The following is a 20,158-nucleotide window of genomic DNA, read 5'->3' as shown; positions in this document are numbered from 1 at the left end:
TCCAACTAGACCGTCGCTATTTCATCCGCCGTGAGCTCACGAAACGCGCCAGGCGCCAACCCCGGGTCCAGCCGGATCGCCCCCATGCTCTCGCGGTGCAACCCCACCACCTTGTTATCGAAATGGCCGAACATGCGCTTCACCTGGTGGTAGCGCCCTTCGACGATCGCCAGCCGCGCCTGGCGCGGCCCAAGGATGTCCAGCTGGGCCGGCAGGGTGGTGAGGCCCTCGAAGGCGAAGTAGAAGCCCTCGAGGAACTTGGCCACATAGTGCTCGCCAATCTCGTCCTCGGTTTCCACCAGGTAGTGCTTGGGCAGCTTGGTCGCGGGCTGGGTAAGCCGCCGTGACCATTGGCCATCGTTGGTCAGGATCATCAGGCCGGTGGTGTTGAAGTCCAGCCGCCCGGCAATGTGCAGGTCCTCACGCAGCGCGGCGGGCAGCAGGTCGAGCACGGTGCGGTGTTGTGGGTCCTGGGTGGCACTGACGCAGCCAGTGGGCTTGTGCAACATCAGGTAGCGCGCCGGGCGGCCTGCCTGCAGCAGTTGGTCGTCCAGCTCCACGCGGCTGAATTCGCGCACCTCGGTCAGCGGGTCGCTGACCACCTGGCCATCCAGCCGCACACGGCGCTGCGCCAGCATCAGGCGGACTTGCTGGCGGTTGTGGCTGGGCAGGTTGGCGAGGAAACGGTCGAGGCGCATGACAAACGGTCAGTCGGAAGCGGGGGAACGAAGTTGTTCTTCGACGGCGGCGCAGCGCGGGCACAGGCAGGCTTTGTCGCGCAGCTCGGCGGGCAGGGCCTCGAGCACGGCACGGTCAATGGTCACGCTGTAACACCAGCAGGCCTGGGTGGCCCGGCGCGGGTCGGCCAGGCTGCACTGGTTGAGGGCGCCACACGCGGGGCAGTGCTGGTTGTCGGGCATGGCTGCCGCTCACCTGTATCAAATTGTTGCGGAAATGGCACTGCACCTTGGCGGTACTGTCTTATTCAATGTCGATGATCGCATTTCGCATCGACGCTCGCCAGCGCCGCTGTTCGGGCACTCCAGCGGTCCAGGAGGCCGCCATGTCCTATCGAATCCTGTTGATCGCCCTGCTGGGGCTGATGACTTCCGCCTGCGTTCCGTACTACGAGAGCGGGGGCTATTACCGATCGGACCACTACTACTCCGACCGTTATGTGTCACCGGATTATTACCGCTATGACCGCTATTACGTAACGCCGCAACCGCGCTATTACTACCAGCCGGCACCGCGCTATTACTACCGCTCGGCGCCAGCGCCTCATTACCGGTCTTATCCGCAGCCGGGGATGAAGCAGTGGCATGGCAACCCGCGCTATGACTATGGCAACCGCCAGCGGTATGACTATGGACGCGACCGGGACCGTCATGATTATCGAGGTGGTAGCCAGCGTTACCAGAATGACCGTTGGCATTCCAGTGGGCGGGGGGATGGTGACCGGCGTGGGGACGGGCGGCGTGGGCACGGGCAAGGGGGGAACTGGCAGCGGTAGGCGATGGGCTGCAAAGCAGCCCCAGGTACTCGAAGTTAACCCAGATCCGCCAGTGGGTGTCGCCCCTCCCATACCTTGGCAAAATGCGCCTCGACCACCGCCGCCGGCACTTGCGCCACATCGGGCCAGTGCCAGTGCGGCTGGTTGTCCTTGTCCAGCAAGCGCGCACGCACGCCTTCGCTGAATTCCGGGTGGCGGCAGCAGTTCAGGCTCATTGTGTATTCCATCTGGAACACCTGCGCCAACGACAGGTGCCGTGCCCGGCGGATCTGTTCCCACACCAGGTGGGCGGTCAGCGGGCAACCTTCATGCAACCGTTGGCCGGCATCTGCCAGCAGCGGGTCGGCATGCTGCTTGAGCCCCTCCAGCGCACGCCAGGCAGCGGCGGCGTCGGCCACGTCCAGCAACTGATCGATCACCTGCCGTCGCGGCAGCCACTGGGCTTCGGGCAACTCGGCGCAGGCGCGGTGCTGTTCGGCCTTGAGCAGGCTGTTCAATTGCAGGGCGGTCTGTTCCTGCCAGTTCAATTGCAGCAGTTCTTCGATCAGCGCCTCTTGCTGGTGTTCGCCCAGGAAGCGGTCGGCCAAGCCAAGGTGAAGGGCGTCGTGGGCATTGATCGGCGCGCCCGTCAGGCCAAGGAACAACCCCAGCTTGCCCGGCAGGCGGGCAAGGAACCAGCTGGCGCCCACGTCCGGGTACAGGCCGATGCTGATTTCCGGCATGGCCAGCCGACTGCTGGGGGTGACGATGCGCACATTGGCGCCCTGCAGCAGGCCCATGCCACCGCCCAACACATGCCCATGGCCCCAGCACAGCAGCGGCTTGGGATAGGTATGCAGGGCAAAGTCCAGGCGGTATTCGGCGGCGAAGAAGCTGGCGGCCAGCGGCGGCACGCTGCCGGGGTGGTCGCGGCAGGCTTGCACCAGCGCACGCACATCGCCGCCGGCGCAAAAGGCCTTGGCACCGTTGCCGCGCAGCAGTACACAGACGATCCCCGGGTCGCGAGCCCAGGCGTGCAACTGTTCGCCCAAGACCTCGATCATTGGCAGATTCAGGGCATTGAGCGCCTTGGGTGCATCCAGGGTGGCGATGCCGATGCGGGCGCCATCGGCGCCGGTGAGTACCTCGCAATGAATGGCCATGGACTACCTCGTGCAGGTCATCGCACAAGTATGGCTTGCCTGGCCGAACATGCCGGTCGTCGGTCGGATCGTTTGACAAGCGGGAAAGGCTTACCTAGTGTCGCGCCATTGTTTATGGAAGGCCCCATGACTGACGACGATCGCATCAAACTCGAACCCGGCTGGAAGGCCGCCTTGCGCGCCGAATTCGACCAGCCGTACATGCATCAGTTGCGCGAGTTCCTGCGCAGCGAGTACGCCGCCGGCAAAGAGATCTACCCGCCGGGGCCGTTGATTTTCAACGCGCTCAACTCCACACCGCTGGACCAGGTGAAGGTGGTCATCCTTGGCCAGGACCCTTACCACGGGCCGGGCCAGGCGCATGGCCTGTGCTTCTCGGTGCAGCCGGGCGTGGCCACGCCACCGTCGCTGGTCAACATCTACAAGGAGCTGCAGCGCGACCTGAACATCCCGATTGCCAATCATGGCTACCTGCAGAGCTGGGCCGAGCAGGGCGTGCTGTTACTCAACACGACCATGACCGTGGAGCGCGCCAATGCCGCGTCGCACGCCAAGAAGGGCTGGGAGTTCTTCACCGACCGGGTTATCCAGGTGGTCAGCGAGCAGTGCCCGAACGTGGTGTTCCTGCTGTGGGGCTCGCATGCGCAAAGCAAGCAGAAGCTGATCGACGGGACCAGGCACCTGGTGTTGAAATCGGTGCATCCGTCGCCGTTGTCGGCCTATCGTGGGTTCCTGGGGTGCGGGCATTTCAGCCGGGCCAACAGTTTCCTCCAGCAGCGCGGGCTGGCGCCGATCAACTGGGCGTTGCCACCGTTGTGATCACCTGAAAGACCGCGTCGCCTTCTTCGCGGGTGAACCCGCTCCCACAGGTACAGCGCTACCCTCAGGGCCTGTGTGGTCCCTGTGGGAGCGGGTTTACCCGCGAAGGGGCCGTCACAGTCATTCCGGGGTTGCATTCCACACCCGGAACAACGGCTCCGCCAGAAACAGCACGAACAACAAGCGCATCACCTGCAGCGCCGTCACCAGCGGCACCGACAACTGCAGGGTCTCTGCCGTCAGACTCATCTCGGCAATCCCGCCCGGCATCATCCCTAGCGTCAGCGAACGCAAGTCCAGCGCAGTCATCACGCTCAGCACCCAAGCGGCACTGCCGGCAATCGCCATGCACAACGCCGTGGCCACCAGGGTGCGCGCAAGGAACGAGGGTGCGCGGCGGAAGAATGCCCGGTTGAAGTGGCAGGCCAGGCCACTGCCGATCAGCCACTGACCAATCTGGCTGGCGCCATTGGGCAGGGTTATCTGCAGGTTGCCCGCCAGGCTCACCGTAGCTGCAACCAGCAATGGCCCGAACAACCATGGGTTGGGCTGGTGCAGGCGCTGCCACAGCAGGGCAACGGCAACGCCCAGTGGGGCAATCAATGCCAGCCATCCCCAGCTCACACTGCCGGTGTGATTCAGCGGTACCCCGTCACCCAGCAGGAACTTGAACAGTGCCGGCACGCACAGCACCACCGCCAGTACGCGCAGGCTCTGCGCCGCCGCCACCTGGCTGAGCACCGCGCCATTGCGCGCGCCGAGGTTGACCATTTCCCCCGAGCCGCCCGGCATGCTGGCGAAGAATGCCGTGGCACGGTCCTCGCCGGTGCGCCGCAGCAGCCATACGCTGATCACGCTGGACAGGGTGGTGAAAAGCGCGCCGAAGAAGATCAGCGCAAAATGGCTGGCCACCTGTTCGATCACCGCCGGGGTGAAGTGCAAGCCGATGCCTATACCGATGATCCACTGCCCGCATTTGCGGCCATTGGGAATTTCCGGCAGCTGCCAGGGCGTCAGGCAGCGCACCAGGATGATCGCCAGCAACGAGCCGACCATCCACGGCAAAGGCCAGCCGACCTTGCTGGCGGCAATACCGCCAGCAAGGCCGACCAGCCCGGTCGCGACAAACAACGGCAACCAGCGATCAGGCATCGGCCATCGCCCGGCGCTGCTGGCTGCGTTTGCGCCAGCTGCGCAGCAGCGGCAGGGTCAGCATGCAAAGGGTCAGTACCCACACCGACATGCTGATCGGGCTCGACCAGAGGATGCCCAGTTCGCCGTTGGAGATCGACAGCGCCCGGCGCAGGTTCTGTTCCATCAAGCCACCGAGGATGAAGCCGAGCAGGATCGGTGACAGCGGGAAGTCCAGCTTGCGCAGGATATAACCCATGATGCCGATGCCGACCATCAGGAACAGGTCGAAGGTGGTGGCATGCACGGCGTACACGCCGATCGCCGTGATGATGGCGATCACCGGTACCAGCGCCCAGTTCGGCACGGCGAGGATGCGGGTGAAGATGCGGATCATCGGGATGTTGAGGATCACCAGCATGATGTTGGCGACGAACAGCGAGGCGATCAGGCCCCAGACGATGTCTGGCTGCTGTTCGAACAACAGTGGGCCGGGGGTGATGTTGTACAGGGTCAGAGCACCGATCATCACTGCAGTGGTGCCCGAACCGGGTACACCCAGGGTCAGCATCGGCACCAGGGCGCCACAGCAGGAGGCACCGATGGCGGTTTCCGGGGCGGCCAGGCCACGGGCGTCGCCCTTGCCGAACTTGCCCTTTTCACCTGCCAGGCGTTTCTCGGTCATGTAGGCCACGGCACTGGCCAGCGTTGCACCGGCACCTGGCAGCACCCCCATGATGAAGCCCAGCAGGCCGCAGCGGATGTTGACCATGAACACCGAGGCCGCTTCCTTGAAGTTGAACAGCATGCGCCCGGTGGCTTTGACCGCCTGGTGGCCATGGTGGGTCTTTTCCAGCAGCAGGAGGATTTCGCTGATAGAGAACAGGCCCAGCACCAGCACTACGAACTGGATGCCATCGGCCAGGTGCACGCTGTCGCCGGTGAAACGGTACACGCCACTGTTGGCATCGATGCCGACTGCCGACAGGAACAGGCCGATCAGTGCGGCAATGAAGGTTTTCAGGGGCTTGTCGCCGGCCATGCCACCGAGGGCGACGATGGCGAATACCATCAGCACGAAGTACTCCGCCGGGCCGAAGGCGATCGCCCATTTCGCCAGCAGCGGGGCGAACAGCACCATGCCACAGGTAGCGATCAGCGCGCCGATGAACGAACTCCAGGCCGACAACGACAGCGCCACGCCAGCCAGGCCGTTGCGCGCCATCGGGTAGCCATCGAGGGTGGTCATGACGGTCGAGGCTTCGCCCGGGATGTTCAGCAGGATCGAACTGATGCGCCCACCGTACTCGCAACCCAGGTACACCGCCGCCAGCAGGATCAGCGCCGATTCCGGCGGCAGGCCAAGGGCGAAGGCAATTGGGATCAGCAGGGCCACGCCGTTGATCGGGCCCAGGCCCGGCAGCAGGCCGACCACGGTACCGATCAGCGTGCCGGTGAGGGCGGTGACCAGGTTGTAGGGGGACAGGGCGACGCCGAAGCCCTGGCCCAGGTAGCTCAAGGTATCCATGTGTCAGTTCTCCAGTACGCTGAGCAGGCCAAGGGGCAGGGGCACGTCCATCACGCGGTCGAACAGCCAGTAGAGGAACAGGCTCATGCCCGCCACCACGAGGGCGCTGTGCAGCCAGCGGCCGCCGTACAGGCGGGCCATGGGCACGCCGACCAGGATGGCGCTGAGGATGAAGCCCAGGGCTTCGAAGGTGCTGGCGAATACGATCAGCAGGCCGACGCAGGCGGCGATCTTGATCAGGGTTTCGCGGTCCAGTTCCGGCTCGTCGTCCTTGCGCACGATGGGCGTGGGGCGGAACACCAGGTACAGCAGGCCCAGGCCCATCAGGCCGAGCATCAACAGCGGGTAGGCGCGCGGGCCCACCGGTTCATAGGAAAACGCCGCCTGGTAAGGCCAGGCCATCACGGCCAGGGCGGCGCACACCGCCAGCAGGGCCAGGGCGAAGATGCGTTGCAGGATCATTGGATAGTCCTCATTGAACGCCGACCTTGTGGGAGCGGGCGTGCCCGCGAAACAAACACCGCGGTGCATGGCACCGGCTTTGCCGGTGTTCGCGGGCATGCCCGCTCCCACAGGGATTGTGGTGAATCCGACAGGCTTACTGGATCAGGCCAAATTCCCTGGCCAGTGCCTTGTAGTCAGCCACTTGCTTCTTCACATAGCCGTCCAGCTCTTCGCCGGTCATGGCGAACGGGAACAGCTCGCGCTGGTCACGCAGCTTGGCGAAGTCTTCCGAGGCCAGCATCTTGTCGAACGACTGCTTCCACCAGGCGTAGTCTTCGTCGCTCACCTTTGGCCCCAGGTAGAAGCCGCGCACCACTGGCCAGACGATGTCGTAGCCCTGCTCCTTGGCGGTGGGGATGTCTTTCATCTCGGGCTCGTCCAGGCGGTTTTCCGAGAACACCGCGAGGATGCGCATGTTGCCGCTCTGAATGTGCGGCATGGAGTCGGAGATGTCGGTCGAGCCGACCTGGATATGCCCGCCCAGCAACGCCGTGGCGATTTCGCCGCCGCCTTCCAGGGCCACGTAGCGCAGGTCACGCGGGTTGATGCCGGCGGCCTTGGCGATCAGGGCGGTCTGCATCCAGTCCTGACTGCCGACGGTACCGCCGGAGCCAATCACCACCTTGCTCGGGTCTTTCTTCAACGCCGCGACCAGGTCGTCGAGGGTCTTGTAGGGCGAATCGCTTTTCACCGCGATGGCGCCGTAGCTGGTACCGACCGCAGCCAGCCATTTCACCGCATTTTCGTCGAAGCGGCCGAACTTGCCCTGGGCCAGGTTCAGTAGCGAGCCACTGGACCAGGCCACCAGGGTGCCGGCATCGGCCGGGCGCTGGGCGACCACGGCGTTGTAGGCCACCGCGCCGACACCGCCAGGCATGTAGGTGACGCGCATTGGCTTGCTGAGGATCTTTTCCTGCACCAGGGCGCTCTGCACCAGCTTGCAGGTCAGGTCGAAACCACCGCCGGGCGATGCCGGGGCGATGCATTCGGGGCGTTTCGGTTCGGCAGCGAGGGCGTTGCCGGCCAGCAGCAGGCAGCCGGTAGCGAGGACGAGGCGGCGCAGTGAGTAGGTCATCGTCTTTCTCCGTGAGCGTTGTTGTTATCAAGTTATCGCTATGGGGTTACCACAGCGCCACGCTGTAGCTCACCAGCAGCCGCACCTCGTCCGCGTCGCGGGCGAAGTTGGAGCGGAAGGTGGCGTTGCGCATGCGCACGGCGACGTTCTTCAACGGGCCGCTTTGTACCACGTACTTCATTTCGGTATCGCGTTCCCACTCCTTGCCCTCGCCACCGGCGGCGCGGCTGACGTTGTCGCCGCTGATGTAGCGGGTCATGAAGGTCAGGCCGGGCACGCCGAGCGCGGCGAAGTTGTAGTCGTAGCGCGCCTGCCAGGAGCGCTCGTCGGCGCCGGCGAAGTCGTTGATCTGAACGAAGTTGACCAGGTACGGGTCTGCACCATCGACGTACGGGAACGCGCTGTCGCCGGACAATTGCTGCCAGGCGGCGCTGACCTTGTGCCCGCCCAGGGCGTAGCTGAGCATGCCATTGAAGGTGGTGTTGTCGATGTTGCCGGCCTTGGCGGCGCCGGCGTCGTCACTCACGGCCAGGCGCAGGTCGGCGCCCAAGGTGCCGGGGCCCCATGGCTGGGTGGCGACCATGCCGATGAAGTGCTGGCGGTAGATATCGTCGAGCTGGGCGAAGTGATAGCTGCCGGTGATGCGATCGGTGAACTGGTAGTCGAGGCCGGCGAGGTCCAGGTTGTCGGCGCTGAACGAGCCTCCGAAGCGGCCGTTCTTGTTGTTCAGGGCCAGGTCTTCCCAGTTGGTGTCGTTGCGGTCCTTGGCCTTGTCCAGTCGGCCGCCGGTGAAGGTCAGGCCCTTGACCTCCTTCGAGGTGAGCAGGCCGCCTTCGAAGGTTTGCGGCAGGATGCGCCCATCGTTTGGCTGCAGGGTCGGCAATTCGGGGATCAGCGTGCCGATCTTCAGTTCGGTTTGCGAAATCTTCACCTTGCCGGTCAGGCCTAGCTTGGAGTATTCATCGGCAGCCTTGCCGTCATCGTGGGTCGGCAGCAGGCCGGTGTCGGTGCGGTCGGGGCTGGAATCGAGCTTGATGCCGAGCATGCCCAGCGCATCCAGGCCGAAGCCCACGGTGCCATCGGTGTAGCCAGACTCGAAGTTGAGAATGAAGCCCTGGGCCCACTCGTCGCGCTTGGATTGCTGCGCACTGGTGCCGTCGCGGAAGTCACGGTTGAAGTACATGTTGCGGGTTTCGAAGGTAGCCGTGCTGTCTTCGAAGAAGGCGGCCTGGCTGATCGGGGCGACACCGGCAAGCGCAACGGCGCTGGCGATGGCGGAGGGGCGTGCGGCAAAGTAACGGGTAGGCGCGAACGCCTTCGGCTGCAATGACAGCATCACTGTTGGCTCCGTTTATTGTTCTTATTCGTTGCACCTTGCTGGTGCTTTTCTCGGCGCGAAGGGCGACCGTGGTGCGATGCTAGGCAACCAACCTTTCGCTAACCTTTCAGCGTGAAAGGTTTGTCGACAGGGCTTCACAGGCCTGCCGACAGCGGTACACTCCGCGCCACCGTCCCACCCGAGCAGGGAGAATCCGATGCGTGTGTTGCTGGTCGAAGACCACCTGCAACTGGCCGAAAGCGTGGCCCAGGCCTTGAAAAGCCATGGCCTGACCGTGGATGTGCTGCATGACGGCGTGGCCGCCGACCTGGCCCTGGCCAGCGAGGAATACGCCGTGGCCGTGCTGGATGTCGGCTTGCCGCGCATGGACGGTTTCGAGGTGCTGGCGCGTCTGCGTGGCCGTGGCAAGACCCTGCCGGTGCTGATGCTGACCGCGCGCAGCGACGTCAAGGACCGGGTCCACGGCCTGAACCTGGGGGCTGACGACTACCTGGCCAAGCCGTTCGAACTGACCGAGCTGGAAGCACGGGTCAAGGCCCTGTTGCGCCGTAGTGTGCTCGGTGGCGAGCGCCAGCAACGCTGCGGGCCGCTGGTGTACGACCTCGACACCCGGCGCTTCACGCTGGGTGGTGACCATCTGACCCTGACCTCACGCGAGCAAAGCGTACTGGAAGCGCTGATCGCCCGGCCGGGCCGGGTGATGAGCAAGGAGCAACTGGCCGCCCAGGTGTTCGGCCTGGATGAAGAGGCCAGCCCTGACGCCATCGAAATCTACATCCACCGCCTGCGCAAGAAGCTCGATGGCCAGCCGGTGGCCATTGTCACCTTCCGCGGCCTGGGTTACCTGCTTGAGCACCGCGATGCGTGACAACGGCAGCCTGCGCGGGCGCTTGCTCGGCAACCTGGCCTTGCTGCTGGTGGTGCTGATGCTGGCCAGCGGCCTCAGCGCCTACTGGAACGGTCGTGAGGCCGCCGATACAGCCTACGATCGCACTTTGCTGGCGTCGGCGCGGACCATCGCCGCCGGGCTGTCGCAGCGTGACGGTTCGCTGAGTGCGGATGTGCCCTACGTGGCCCTGGACACCTTTGCCTACGACAGCGCCGGGCGCATCTACTACCAGGTGCTGGACATCCAGCAGCGACTGATATCCGGTTACGAGAACCTGCCGCCGCCGCCGCCGGAGACGCCGCGTACCGACGATTACCCGGCGTTGGCGCGGTTCTACAACGCCACCTACCTGGGCCAGGACGTGCGCGTGGTCAGCCTGCTGAAGCCGGTGAGCGAGCCGAACATGAACGGCATGGCGGAAATCCGCGTGGCCGAGACCGAGGAAGCACGGGTGCGCATGGCTCGTGGCTTGATGGCCGATACCCTGCTGCGCCTGGGCATGCTGGCGCTGGGCGCGTTGGTGATGGTGTGGTTTGCCGTGAGTGCCGCGTTGCGGCCGCTGGAGCGCCTGCGCACGGCGGTTGAAGAGCGCCAGCCGGACGACCTGCGGGCCTTGCCGGTGGTACAGGTGCAGCGTGAGCTGGGCCCGCTGGTGCGGGCTTTGAACCATTTCACCGAGCGTTTGCGCGGCCAGTTCGAGCGCCAGGCGCAGTTCATCGCCGACGCCGCTCACGAGTTGCGCACGCCACTGGCCGCGCTGAAGGCGCGGGTCGAGCTGGGCTTGCGTTCGGCCGAGCCGCAGGAGTGGCGGCAGACGCTGGAGTCTGCGGCCCAGGGCACCGATCGGCTGACCCACCTGGCTAACCAGCTGCTGTCGCTGGCGCGGATCGAGAACGGCGCACGGGCGATAGCCGAGGGCGGCGCGCAGCGCCTGGACCTGAGCCAGCTGGCTCGCGAGCTGGGTATGGCCATGGCACCGCTGGCGCACAAGCGCGGGGTAGCGCTGGCCCTGGAAGCCGAAGCGCCGGTGTGGTTGAAGGGCGAGCCGATGTTGCTCAATGAGCTGCTGAGCAACCTGGTGGACAATGCCCTGGCCCATACCCCCGAAGGCGGCAACGTGATCTTGCGGGTGCTGGCACCGGCGGTGCTCGAGGTGGAGGACGACGGGCCGGGGATTCCCGAGGCCGAGCGTGAGCGGGTGTTCGAGCGCTTCTACCGGCGCAGTGCGCAGGGCAGTGGGCTTGGCCTGGCGATTGTTGGCGAGATCTGCCGGGCTCACCTGGCGCAGGTAAGCCTGCATGACGGTGCGAAGGGTGGGTTGCGGGTGCGGGTGAGTTTTATCGCAGATTGATGCAGCGCCGGTACGGGCCCTTTCGCGGGCAAGCCCGCTCCCACAGGTTCAGGCTTGCGCTGCCACTGTGGGAGCGGGCGTGCCCGCGAAAGGGCCGGCACAGGCTGGCGCAGATCAGCGCAACATGCTCCGCGCCTCGATCAGTTCATCCACTTCCAGCTCGGTACCAAACGGCAAGCCCAGGTGGCGGTACGCCGGCAGTGCCGCCAGCGGCCGGTGGCGCCCGCGCTGGCTGATGCAGCGGGCGATCTGCACGATGTCGATGTAGTCGATCTTGTCGGTCTGCCGGTCCAGGTCCTGCACCTGGCTGGGCAGGTTGACCAGTTGCTCCGGAAACTCCCAGGCCTTGAGGATCTTGTCGCCCAGCACCGGCTGGATCTGCTCGATCACATAGTGCAGGCACACCGGGTCGGACAGCAGTTCATTGTGCTCTTCGGCATAGATCAGCACCGGTAGCGCGCCAATCTGGTTGACCAGCCCGCCGAGAGTAGCCTGGTCGGGCTTGAGTTGCGTGTAGCGGCGGCAGAGTTCGTAGCTGATACCCGCCACATCCAGGCTGTTGGCCCATATGTCGCGTAGCTTTTGCTCGACCGCCGGCGCGCGGGCGTGGAATATCTGCTCGATCACCAGGCCAATGGCCAGGTTGCAGCTGTAGTTGATGCCCAGCCGCGTGATGGCGGTATGCAGGTCGGTGACCTCGACCGCCGCGCGCAGCAGCGGGCTGTTGACGACCTTGATCAGGCGTGCTGAAAGGGCCGCATCGCGACCGATCACCTTGCTCAGGGCCGCTACGCTGATCTCGCTGTCTTCCGCTGCCTCGCGGATGCTCAAGGCAACCTCGGGCAGGGTCGGCAGGACCAGGTCATCCTTTTCGATGGCATCGAGCAACTGTGCTTGAACCATCTCGGCCAGCTTGTTCATGGGCGTGTCTACCGCAGTGGTGGTGCGGCCCCGCCTCGTAGGCGGGGCAGGCTGGTCAGCGCTGGATTTCCCGGTCGCGGTCCAGTTCGTAAGGCAGGGTCAGCACCTGCAGGCGCGGGCCTTCGAGGCTGCCCAGGTGCAGGTTGTCGTCTTCCACCGCTTCGGCGCTGAGCACCGCAAGCAGTTCGCAGCCTGTGCCGTTGCTGGCAGCCATGACCACTTCACCGACCGACGAACCGTGGATGGGCGAGAAAATCTCGGCGCCCGGGGCCGGGATGGCCTGCTGGTCCAGTGCCAGGCGGTACTGGCGGCGCTTGAGCTTGCCCAGGTACTGCATGCGGGCAACGATTTCCTGGCCGGTGTAGCAGCCTTTCTTGAAGCTGACGCCGTCGACGGCCTGCAGGTTGATCATCTGCGGGATGAACAGCTCGCGGGTCGGCCCCATGACCTGGCCGATCCCGGCGCGAATCTGCCCCAGCAGCCAGTCGTTGAGGCTGCCTTCGGGCAACGCGGCAGCCAGTGCCTGGCGAACGCTGTCGGCGTTGCCCGCGGCTACCCACAGTTCCACGCGGCCGGCGGACGCGGCGATGGCGATCAAGCCGTCGTGGCGCACGGTGCTGCCGGCTGCCGCGGGCACATCGATCCCCAGCGCCTGCAGCGCCGCATCGCCGCCTTGCAGGCCGAAGCGTGCCCATGCCGCGCTCTCATCGGTCAGCGTGGCCTTGGAGAATACGGCGTACTTCTTCAGGTCGGCCAACTGGGCGTCAAGCAGTTCGCTGGCCATGGCCAGCAGGTAGCCGTTGCCTTCGGGCAGGATGCGGAAACTCGACTGCATGCGCCCCTTGACCATGCAGCGGGCGCCGAGACTGGCGTATTGCTGGCTGAGGTAGTTGATGTTGCAGGTCAGCTGGCCCTGCAGGAACTTGCCTGCATCGGAGCCGCGGACGGCGAGGATGCCCTCGTGGGACAGGGGGCAGAAGAAAGCGGAATCGGCCATGGGTCATCGCGGTGGCTAAAGACTGGCGGCCATCATAGAACGCCGGTAACAAAATAGGTAGTTGACTAGACCAATGCCCGGTGTCGCTTCGTTCGCCTGGCTGTATACTGGCGGGCCATTCGAGGAGGGCCCCATGGTCGAACAAACTGAACTCAACCGGCTTTTCTGGCACAGCCGCCGCGGTATGCTGGAACTGGACGTACTGCTGGTGCCTTTCACCCAGGAAGTCTACCCCACGCTCAACGAGACCGACCGCGAACTCTACGTGCGTCTGTTGAGCTGCGAGGATCAGGACATGTTCGGCTGGTTCATGGAGCGCACCGAGTCCGAAGACCCGGAGCTGCAGCGCATGGTCCGCATCATCCTGGACCGTGTCCAGCCCAAGTGAGTGCTTCGAGTGCCGCTGGCAAGGCTCGCGCCTGCTGCTGGCGGCCTACCTGGTGTGCCAGGTGCTGGCGTGGCTCGCCATAGGGGCGAGCCCGCTGTCCGGCTGGCAGGCCCTTGCCGTTGCCGCCGTCTGTATCGCCCACGCTGGCTGGGCCATCCCCCGACGTATTCTGCTGACCCATGAGCATGCCGTGACTGGCCTGCGCCGTGATGCGCGCGGCTGGCACGTGTTCAGCCGTGCCCTCGGCTGGCAGCCGGTGCGCTTGTGCCGCGACAGCGTGGCGTTGCCGGCGCTGGTGGTGTTGCGTTTCGAGCGGGCGGGGCGATGGGTGGGGGAAAGCCAATGTGTGCCGGGGGATGCGCTGGGGGCGGATGAGCACCGGCGCTTGCGGGTGCGGTTGAAGTTCAGCCGGCGCAGGTGGGCAGGGGTGAGCCGGGCATAAAGCCATACCGAGTTGGCTTCTTCGCGGGCTTGCCCGCTCCCACAGGTACTGCGCAAGGCTGCAAGGCAGCGGGATCTCTGTGGGAGCGGGCGTGCCCGCGACGCCGATTCAAATCGGGCTGAGGATGGTGTCCCTGGCCTCGTCCAGCATCCCCGGGTAGTCCAGCGTGTAATGCAGCCCACGGCTTTCCTTGCGCTGCATGGCCGAGCGGATCATCAGCTCGGCCACCTGCGCCAGGTTGCGCAGCTCGATCAGGTCGCGGCTTACCTTGTAGTTGCTGTAGAACTCATCGATTTCGTCCAACAACAGACGAATGCGGTGCTGGGCCCGCTGCAGGCGCTTGCTGGTGCGCACGATGCCGACGTAGTCCCACATGAAGCGCCGCAGTTCGTCCCAGTTGTGCGCGATGATCACATCCTCGTCCGAGTCGGTGACCTGGCTGGCGTCCCAGCCGGGCAGGGCCTTGGGCATGGTCACTTCGTCCAGGTGCGCCTGGATGTCGGCCGCTGCGGCACGGCCATAGACGAAGCATTCCAGCAGCGAGTTGCTGGCCATGCGGTTGGCGCCGTGCAGGCCGGTGAAGCTGGTTTCGCCAATGGCGTACAGGCCCGGCACATCGGTGTGGCCGCGGTCGTCGACCATTACCCCGCCGCAGGTGTAGTGCGCCGCCGGTACCACCGGAATCGGCTGGCGGGTGATGTCGATGCCAAAGGCCAGGCAGCGCTCGTACACGGTGGGGAAGTGGCTCTTGATGAAGTCGGCCGGCTTGTGGGTGATGTCCAGGTACACGCAGTCCACGCCCAGGCGCTTCATCTCGTGGTCGATGGCGCGGGCTACGATGTCGCGAGGGGCCAGTTCTTCCCGCGGGTCGAAGCGTGGCATGAACCGCTCGCCATTGGGCAAGCGCAGCAGTGCGCCTTCGCCGCGCAGGGCTTCGGTGATCAGGAAGCTCTTGGCCTGTGGATGGTACAGGCAGGTCGGGTGAAACTGGTTGAACTCCAGGTTCGCCACCCGGCAACCGGCTCGCCAGGCCATGGCGATGCCGTCACCGCAGGCGCCATCGGGGTTGCTGGTATACAGGTAGACCTTGGCCGCACCGCCAGTGGCCAGCACGGTGAAACGCGCGCCGAAGGTGTCTACCTCACCGGTGTTGCGGTCGAGCACATAGGCGCCCAGGCAGCGCTCGCCGGGCAGGCCGAGGCGGCGTTCGGTGATCAGGTCGACCGCCACGCGCTGTTCAAGCAGCTGGATATTCGGGCGCCGCCGAGCCTGCTGCAGCAGCGTGGTGAAGATCGCGGCACCGGTGGCGTCGGCAGCGTGGATGATACGCCTGTGGCTATGGCCGCCCTCGCGGGTCAGGTGGAACTCGAAACCGCCGTCGTCGACGCTGTAGTGCTCGTCACGGGTAAAGGGCACGCCTTGCTCGATCAGCCATTCGATGGCTTCGCGGCTGTGCTCGACGGTGAAGCGCACTGCCTCTTCATGGCACAGGCCGCCGCCGGCATTGAGGGTATCCTCGACATGCGACTGCACGGTATCGGTATTGTCCAGCACCGCCGCGACACCGCCCTGGGCCCAGAAGGTCGAGCCGTTGGCCAGGTCGCCCTTGCTGAGCACGGCGACGCGCAGGTGGCTGGGGAGGTTCAGTGCCAGGCTGAGACCGGCGGCGCCGCTGCCGATCACCAGGACATCATGTTGGAATTGTTGGCTCATGTCGGGACACTAGTATTCTTTGGAAGGGGCGCGGCACAATAGTCACGCGCCGATGGCATTGTGAAACTATCGTTAAGGCTGGCCGGGTTGCCTTTATAGCAGCCCCGGGTGGCCAATTTCCATGCCACTTGCCTGGTCGCGACAACCTTTATGGGAACTTTCCGACATGGCCGGAAATCCTATGAAGGCTGCCCACGCGCCACAACTTGCCGCGGCGACGCAGGGCGGCAGGCCTGTCCGGGCTGTCCCTGCGTACTCGAAACCTGATTATCGACGTAGCCGGCCGTGACCGTGCCGCGTCTTCCGTGCAAGCCGACCAAGGGCTGCAGGAAACTTGCTTGGAGGGGAGAACTTTTGCGCAAAGCCCGAGTCTATGGTTGCAAGCCTGAACGATGGCGGATGCAACGCTCCTTCGAGTTCATTGAGGAGTGTTCATGCTAACCCAGGAAGAGGATCAGCAGCTTGTCGAGCGCGTTCAGCGTGGTGACAGGCGAGCGTTCGATCTGTTGGTGCTGAAGTATCAGCACAAGATTCTCGGGTTGATCGTGCGGTTCGTTCACGATACCCACGAGGCCCAGGATGTAGCACAGGAAGCCTTCATCAAGGCGTACCGTGCGCTTGGCAACTTCCGCGGAGACAGTGCGTTCTATACGTGGCTGTACCGCATCGCCATCAACACGGCGAAGAACTACCTGGTGTCCCGTGGAAGACGGCCGCCAGACAGCGATGTGAGCTCCGAGGATGCGGAGTTTTACGACGGCGATCATGGCCTCAAGGATCTCGAGTCCCCAGAACGCTCGTTGTTGCGGGATGAAATCGAAGGCACCGTCCATCGCACCATCCAGCAACTGCCTGAAGACCTGCGCACGGCACTGACCCTGCGCGAGTTCGACGGGCTGAGTTACGAAGACATTGCCAGTGTCATGCAATGTCCGGTGGGTACCGTGCGCTCTCGAATCTTCCGCGCTCGGGAGGCCATAGATAAAGCCCTGCAACCTTTGCTGCAGGAAACCTGAGACAGCGGCGACAGCCAAGAGAGGAACCGCCATGAGTCGTGAAGCTTTGCAGGAATCGCTGTCCGCGGTGATGGATAACGAAGCGGACGAGCTTGAACTGCGTCGTGTGTTGAACGCCGTAGACGATGCTGAAACCCGTGCCACCTGGTCGCGTTACCAGGTGGCACGCGCAGCCATGCACAAGGAGCTGCTGCTGCCAAACCTGGATATCGCCTCGGCGGTGTCTGCCGCGCTGGCTGACGAAGCCGTGCCGGCCAAGGTCAAGCAAGGCCCATGGCGCAGCATTGGCCGCCTGGCGGTAGCTGCCTCGGTTACCGTAGCGGTGCTGGCGGGTGTACGCATGTACAACCAGGACGAGATCACTGGCGCCGAGCTGGCTGCCCAACAACCTGCCCAACAAGGCCTGACTGTGCCACAAGCCCAGGGCCCAGCCGTTTTGGCAGGCTATAGTGAGAGCAGTGAGCAACCGACCGGGCCGATGGCCAACGGCGTGCTGCAGAACCAGGCCGGCTGGGATCAGCGTTTGCCAGGCTACCTGCGCCAGCATGCCCAGGAATCTGCGCTCAAGGGCACTGAAACCGCATTGCCGTATGCCCGCGCCGCCAGCCTGGAAAACCGTTAAGTAAGGAGGATCATGCGCGCGCTACCTCTCCTGTCGCTGCTGATAGGCAGCTGCATGACGGTGCCAGCGTTGGCGGCCAATTCTTCGCCCGAGGCGAGCGAGTGGCTGAACAAGCTGGCACAGGCCGAGCAAAAGCAGAGCTACCAGGGCTCTTTTGTTTACGAACGCAACGGCAGCTTCTCCTCCCATGAGATCTGGCACAGGGTCGACGGCGGCAAGGTCAGCGAGCGGCTGTTGCAGCTCGATGGCACTGCCCAGGAAATCGTGCGCGTAGATGGCAAGGTAGAGTGTGTCAGCGGGGCCTTGGTCAGTGGTGTTACGGCTCCCCCGGACGCCGCGCAACGTGTTCTTGATCCGCTGAAACTGATGGGCTGGTATGACTTGAGCGTGGCGGGCAAGTCACGGGTCGCCGGGCGCGATGCCGTGATCGTGACGCTCACGCCGCGCGACCAGCACCGCTATGCCTTCGAATTGCACCTGGACCGTGCCACCGGCTTGCCACTGCGCTCATTGATGATCAATGACAAGGGGCAGTTGCTGGAGCGCTTCCAGATGACCCGTCTCGATACTGAAGTCCCCAGTGATGAAGACCTGCGTGCCAGCGCTGCATGCAAGCCGGTGCAGCAGGTGGCCGCTGCCAGTAATGACAAGGTCGTCGGCTGGCGTTCAGACTGGCTGCCGCCAGGCTTCGAACTGGTCAACAGCTCGGTACGCCGCGATCCGAAACATGACAGCACGGTCAGCAGCCTGATGTACGACGATGGTCTGGCGCGCTTCTCGGTATTCCTCGAGCCGGTCAAGGATGAAGGCGGTACCGACATGCGTACCCAGCTTGGCCCGACGTCGGCGGTTTCGCGTCGGCTGAACACGCCAAAAGGCAGGGTAATGGTCACCGTGGTCGGCGAAATCCCGTTGGGTACCGCAGAGCGCGTGGCGTTGTCGATGCGCCCTCTGGATGGTCCGGCACGCCAGTAATGGCGCGCTTTTGCGAGGCTGGCGTGTGGGCCATGCCAAGGCGCGTGGACATGCCGCTGAAATGAAATTAAAGCATTGTCATTTGCAATCCATCGGCAAATTTTCTATAGGTCAGGCTTCTTGGAGCCTGGCCTTTCCTGCTTTGTGCAGGGGCTTTTCTAAACTACCGCTCGTTGTGACGGGAGCCGTATGTCAATACCACGCTTGAAATCCTACCTATCGATGTTCGCCGCCGTGCTGATGCTCGGCCAGGTGCTCAGCGCCCAGGCCGAGGAAGCCCTGCCGGACTTCACTACCCTGGTCGAGCAGGCCTCGCCAGCCGTGGTCAACATCAGTACCAAGCAAAAGCTGCCGGACCGCCGCATGGCCGCCGGGCAGATGCCCGACCTGGAAGGTCTGCCGCCAATGTTCCGCGAGTTCTTCGAGCGCAACATGCCGCAGCAGCCGCGCTCGCCGCGTGGCGACCGCCAGCGCGAGGCCCAGTCGCTGGGTTCGGGCTTCATCATCTCCAGCGATGGTTACGTGCTGACCAACAACCACGTGGTAGCCGATGCCGACGAGATCATCGTCCGCCTGTCGGACCGCAGCGAGCTGCAGGCCAAACTGGTCGGCACCGACCCGCGTACCGACGTGGCCCTGCTCAAGGTCGAGGGCAAGAACCTGCCGACCGTCAAGCTGGGTGATTCCGAGAAACTCAAAGTGGGCGAGTGGGTGCTGGCCATCGGTTCGCCGTTCGGCTTCGACCATTCGGTGACCAAAGGTATCGTCAGCGCCAAGGGTCGTACCCTGCCCAACGACACCTACGTACCGTTCATCCAGACCGACGTGGCAATCAACCCGGGCAACTCGGGTGGCCCGCTGTTCAACATGAATGGCGAAGTGGTGGGGATCAACTCGCAGATCTTCACCCGTTCCGGCGGATTCATGGGCCTGTCGTTCGCCATTCCGATCGATGTGGCGATCGACGTTTCCAACCAGCTGAAGAAAGACGGCAAGGTCAGCCGCGGCTGGCTGGGCGTGGTGATCCAGGAGGTCAACAAGGACCTGGCTGAATCGTTCGGCCTGGACAAACCGGCCGGCGCCCTGGTAGCGCAGGTGCTGGAAAACGGTCCGGCAGCCAAGGGCGGCCTGCAGGTGGGTGACGTGATCCTGAGCATGAACGGCCAACCGATCATCATGTCGGCCGACTTGCCGCACCTGGTCGGCAGCCTGAAGGATGGCGAAAAGGCCAAACTGGAGATCATCCGCAACGGCAAACGCCAGAATCTCGACATAAGCGTTGGTGCCTTGCCGGACGATGATGCCGACATCGGTACCGGTGCCGAAGGCAGCGCCGAACGCAGCAGCAACCGCCTGGGTGTATCGGTGGCCGACCTGACTGCCGAACAGAAGAAGGCCCTGGAGCTCAAGGGTGGCGTTGTGATCAAGGAAGTCCAGGATGGCCCGGCCGCGATGATCGGCCTGCGTCCGGGTGACGTCATCAGCCACCTGAACAACCAGGCCATCGGTTCGGCCAAGGAATTCACCGAGATCGCCAAGGAACTGCCGAAGAACCGCTCGGTGTCGATGCGCGTGCTGCGTCAGGGGCGCGCCAGCTTCATCACCTTCAAGCTGGCTGAATAAGCGGCTTTGCAAGGCAAAAGGGCAGCTTCGGCTGCCCTTTTTTCATGAAAGTTCACAATTCCACGGCCAATGCCGTGTACAGCCCGATAGAGGAATCTCCCATATCCCGGCAGCTTAAGGTACAATTCCCGGCTATTTTTCGGCGGGCGTCCGGCTCGCAGCCTTTTCGA

At 64.2% G+C, this 20,158-nt stretch carries 21 protein-coding genes; 10 read left to right on the top strand and 11 right to left on the bottom strand.

From position 1 onward, the window contains the following. Positions 1-5: 5 nt before the first annotated feature. Together CAF70_RS16525 and CAF70_RS16520 are read right to left on the bottom strand one after the other, a co-directional pair. A complete protein-coding gene (locus CAF70_RS16525) occupies positions 6-698 on the bottom strand; it encodes a pseudouridine synthase (RefSeq protein WP_085625854.1) in 693 nt (230 codons plus the stop codon). Positions 699-707: 9 nt separating this feature from the next. Continuing rightward, complete coding sequence (locus CAF70_RS16520; protein ID WP_085625855.1) at positions 708-920, bottom strand: cysteine-rich CWC family protein; 213 nt, start codon at positions 918-920, stop codon at positions 708-710. A 143-nt stretch (positions 921-1,063) separates the two neighbouring features. On the opposite strand from CAF70_RS16520, the gene CAF70_RS16515 reads away from it, so the two are divergent. Beyond that, positions 1,064-1,513: a hypothetical protein gene (locus CAF70_RS16515; protein ID WP_085625856.1), complete on the top strand. Its 450-nt coding sequence runs from the start codon at positions 1,064-1,066 to the stop codon at positions 1,511-1,513. Between the two features lie 35 nt (positions 1,514-1,548). Here CAF70_RS16515 and CAF70_RS16510 read toward each other — a convergent pair whose 3' ends face one another. Then, complete coding sequence (locus tag CAF70_RS16510; RefSeq protein WP_085625857.1) at positions 1,549-2,655, bottom strand: enoyl-CoA hydratase/isomerase family protein; 1,107 nt, start codon at positions 2,653-2,655, stop codon at positions 1,549-1,551. Between the two features lie 126 nt (positions 2,656-2,781). Between CAF70_RS16510 and ung the strand changes: the two genes are divergently transcribed. Continuing rightward, positions 2,782-3,474, top strand: a complete 693-nt coding sequence (ung, locus tag CAF70_RS16505) for a uracil-DNA glycosylase (protein ID WP_085625858.1) — start codon at positions 2,782-2,784, stop codon at positions 3,472-3,474. Positions 3,475-3,594: 120 nt separating this feature from the next. Here ung and CAF70_RS16500 read toward each other — a convergent pair whose 3' ends face one another. The 5 genes from CAF70_RS16500 to CAF70_RS16480 all read right to left on the bottom strand — a co-directional run bounded on the left by CAF70_RS16500 (position 3,595) and on the right by CAF70_RS16480 (position 9,048). Next, entirely contained in the window at positions 3,595-4,626 is a 1,032-nt protein-coding gene (locus CAF70_RS16500; RefSeq protein ID WP_085625859.1) for an AbrB family transcriptional regulator, read from the bottom strand. Continuing rightward, positions 4,619-6,133: a tripartite tricarboxylate transporter permease gene (locus tag CAF70_RS16495; protein WP_085625860.1), complete on the bottom strand. Its 1,515-nt coding sequence runs from the start codon at positions 6,131-6,133 to the stop codon at positions 4,619-4,621. Before CAF70_RS16495 ends, CAF70_RS16500 begins: the two co-directional genes overlap by 8 nt. Positions 6,134-6,136: 3 nt before the next feature. Beyond that, a complete protein-coding gene (locus CAF70_RS16490) occupies positions 6,137-6,595 on the bottom strand; it encodes a tripartite tricarboxylate transporter TctB family protein (protein WP_085625861.1) in 459 nt (152 codons plus the stop codon). A 136-nt stretch (positions 6,596-6,731) separates the two neighbouring features. Next, positions 6,732-7,712, bottom strand: coding sequence for a tripartite tricarboxylate transporter substrate binding protein (locus CAF70_RS16485; protein WP_085625862.1), 981 nt, complete (start codon positions 7,710-7,712; stop codon positions 6,732-6,734). Between the two features lie 46 nt (positions 7,713-7,758). Further along, positions 7,759-9,048, bottom strand: a complete 1,290-nt coding sequence (locus tag CAF70_RS16480; protein WP_085625863.1) for an OprD family porin — start codon at positions 9,046-9,048, stop codon at positions 7,759-7,761. Between the two features lie 199 nt (positions 9,049-9,247). Here CAF70_RS16480 and CAF70_RS16475 point away from each other — a divergent pair, with 199 nt between their 5' ends. Beyond that, positions 9,248-9,919: a response regulator gene (locus CAF70_RS16475; protein ID WP_085625864.1), complete on the top strand. Its 672-nt coding sequence runs from the start codon at positions 9,248-9,250 to the stop codon at positions 9,917-9,919. Beyond that, positions 9,912-11,291: a sensor histidine kinase gene (locus CAF70_RS16470; RefSeq protein ID WP_085625865.1), complete on the top strand. Its 1,380-nt coding sequence runs from the start codon at positions 9,912-9,914 to the stop codon at positions 11,289-11,291. Before CAF70_RS16475 ends, CAF70_RS16470 begins: the two co-directional genes overlap by 8 nt. A gap of 114 nt (positions 11,292-11,405) precedes the next feature. Here the strand turns inward: CAF70_RS16470 and CAF70_RS16465 are convergent, their stop codons facing one another. Next, positions 11,406-12,212 (bottom strand): HDOD domain-containing protein, encoded by an 807-nt coding sequence (locus CAF70_RS16465; protein ID WP_085625866.1) that lies wholly within the window; start codon positions 12,210-12,212, stop codon positions 11,406-11,408. A gap of 55 nt (positions 12,213-12,267) precedes the next feature. Next, positions 12,268-13,209: a folate-binding protein YgfZ gene (locus tag CAF70_RS16460; RefSeq protein WP_085625867.1), complete on the bottom strand. Its 942-nt coding sequence runs from the start codon at positions 13,207-13,209 to the stop codon at positions 12,268-12,270. Positions 13,210-13,342: 133 nt separating this feature from the next. Here CAF70_RS16460 and CAF70_RS16455 point away from each other — a divergent pair, with 133 nt between their 5' ends. Together CAF70_RS16455 and CAF70_RS16450 are read left to right on the top strand one after the other, a co-directional pair. Beyond that, complete coding sequence (locus CAF70_RS16455; protein WP_003252043.1) at positions 13,343-13,597, top strand: succinate dehydrogenase assembly factor 2; 255 nt, start codon at positions 13,343-13,345, stop codon at positions 13,595-13,597. After that, complete coding sequence (locus CAF70_RS16450; protein ID WP_085625868.1) at positions 13,581-14,039, top strand: protein YgfX; 459 nt, start codon at positions 13,581-13,583, stop codon at positions 14,037-14,039. Before CAF70_RS16455 ends, CAF70_RS16450 begins: the two co-directional genes overlap by 17 nt. Positions 14,040-14,147: 108 nt before the next feature. Here CAF70_RS16450 and nadB read toward each other — a convergent pair whose 3' ends face one another. Continuing rightward, positions 14,148-15,752, bottom strand: a complete 1,605-nt coding sequence (gene nadB, locus CAF70_RS16445) for an L-aspartate oxidase (RefSeq protein ID WP_085625869.1) — start codon at positions 15,750-15,752, stop codon at positions 14,148-14,150. Positions 15,753-16,186: 434 nt separating this feature from the next. On the opposite strand from nadB, the gene rpoE reads away from it, so the two are divergent. The 4 genes from rpoE (at position 16,187) to CAF70_RS16425 (ending at position 19,988) form a co-directional block, all read left to right on the top strand. Further along, positions 16,187-16,768, top strand: coding sequence for an RNA polymerase sigma factor RpoE (gene rpoE / locus CAF70_RS16440; RefSeq protein WP_003252049.1), 582 nt, complete (start codon positions 16,187-16,189; stop codon positions 16,766-16,768). Positions 16,769-16,799: 31 nt separating this feature from the next. Continuing rightward, positions 16,800-17,390: a sigma-E factor negative regulatory protein gene (locus tag CAF70_RS16435; protein ID WP_085625870.1), complete on the top strand. Its 591-nt coding sequence runs from the start codon at positions 16,800-16,802 to the stop codon at positions 17,388-17,390. Between the two features lie 12 nt (positions 17,391-17,402). Then, positions 17,403-18,365: a MucB/RseB C-terminal domain-containing protein gene (locus CAF70_RS16430; RefSeq protein ID WP_085625871.1), complete on the top strand. Its 963-nt coding sequence runs from the start codon at positions 17,403-17,405 to the stop codon at positions 18,363-18,365. A 222-nt stretch (positions 18,366-18,587) separates the two neighbouring features. Beyond that, positions 18,588-19,988 carry a DegQ family serine endoprotease gene (locus CAF70_RS16425; RefSeq protein ID WP_371915957.1) on the top strand — a complete coding sequence of 467 codons (1,401 nt, stop codon included), beginning with the start codon at positions 18,588-18,590 and terminating at the stop codon, positions 19,986-19,988. The last annotated feature ends 170 nt before the right edge of the window (positions 19,989-20,158 follow it).

This window comes from Pseudomonas sp. B19(2017) (assembly GCF_002113165.1).
In the GTDB taxonomy this organism is placed as follows: Bacteria; Pseudomonadota; Gammaproteobacteria; order Pseudomonadales; family Pseudomonadaceae; genus Aquipseudomonas.
This window is presented reverse-complemented; position numbering and strand designations above follow the sequence as displayed.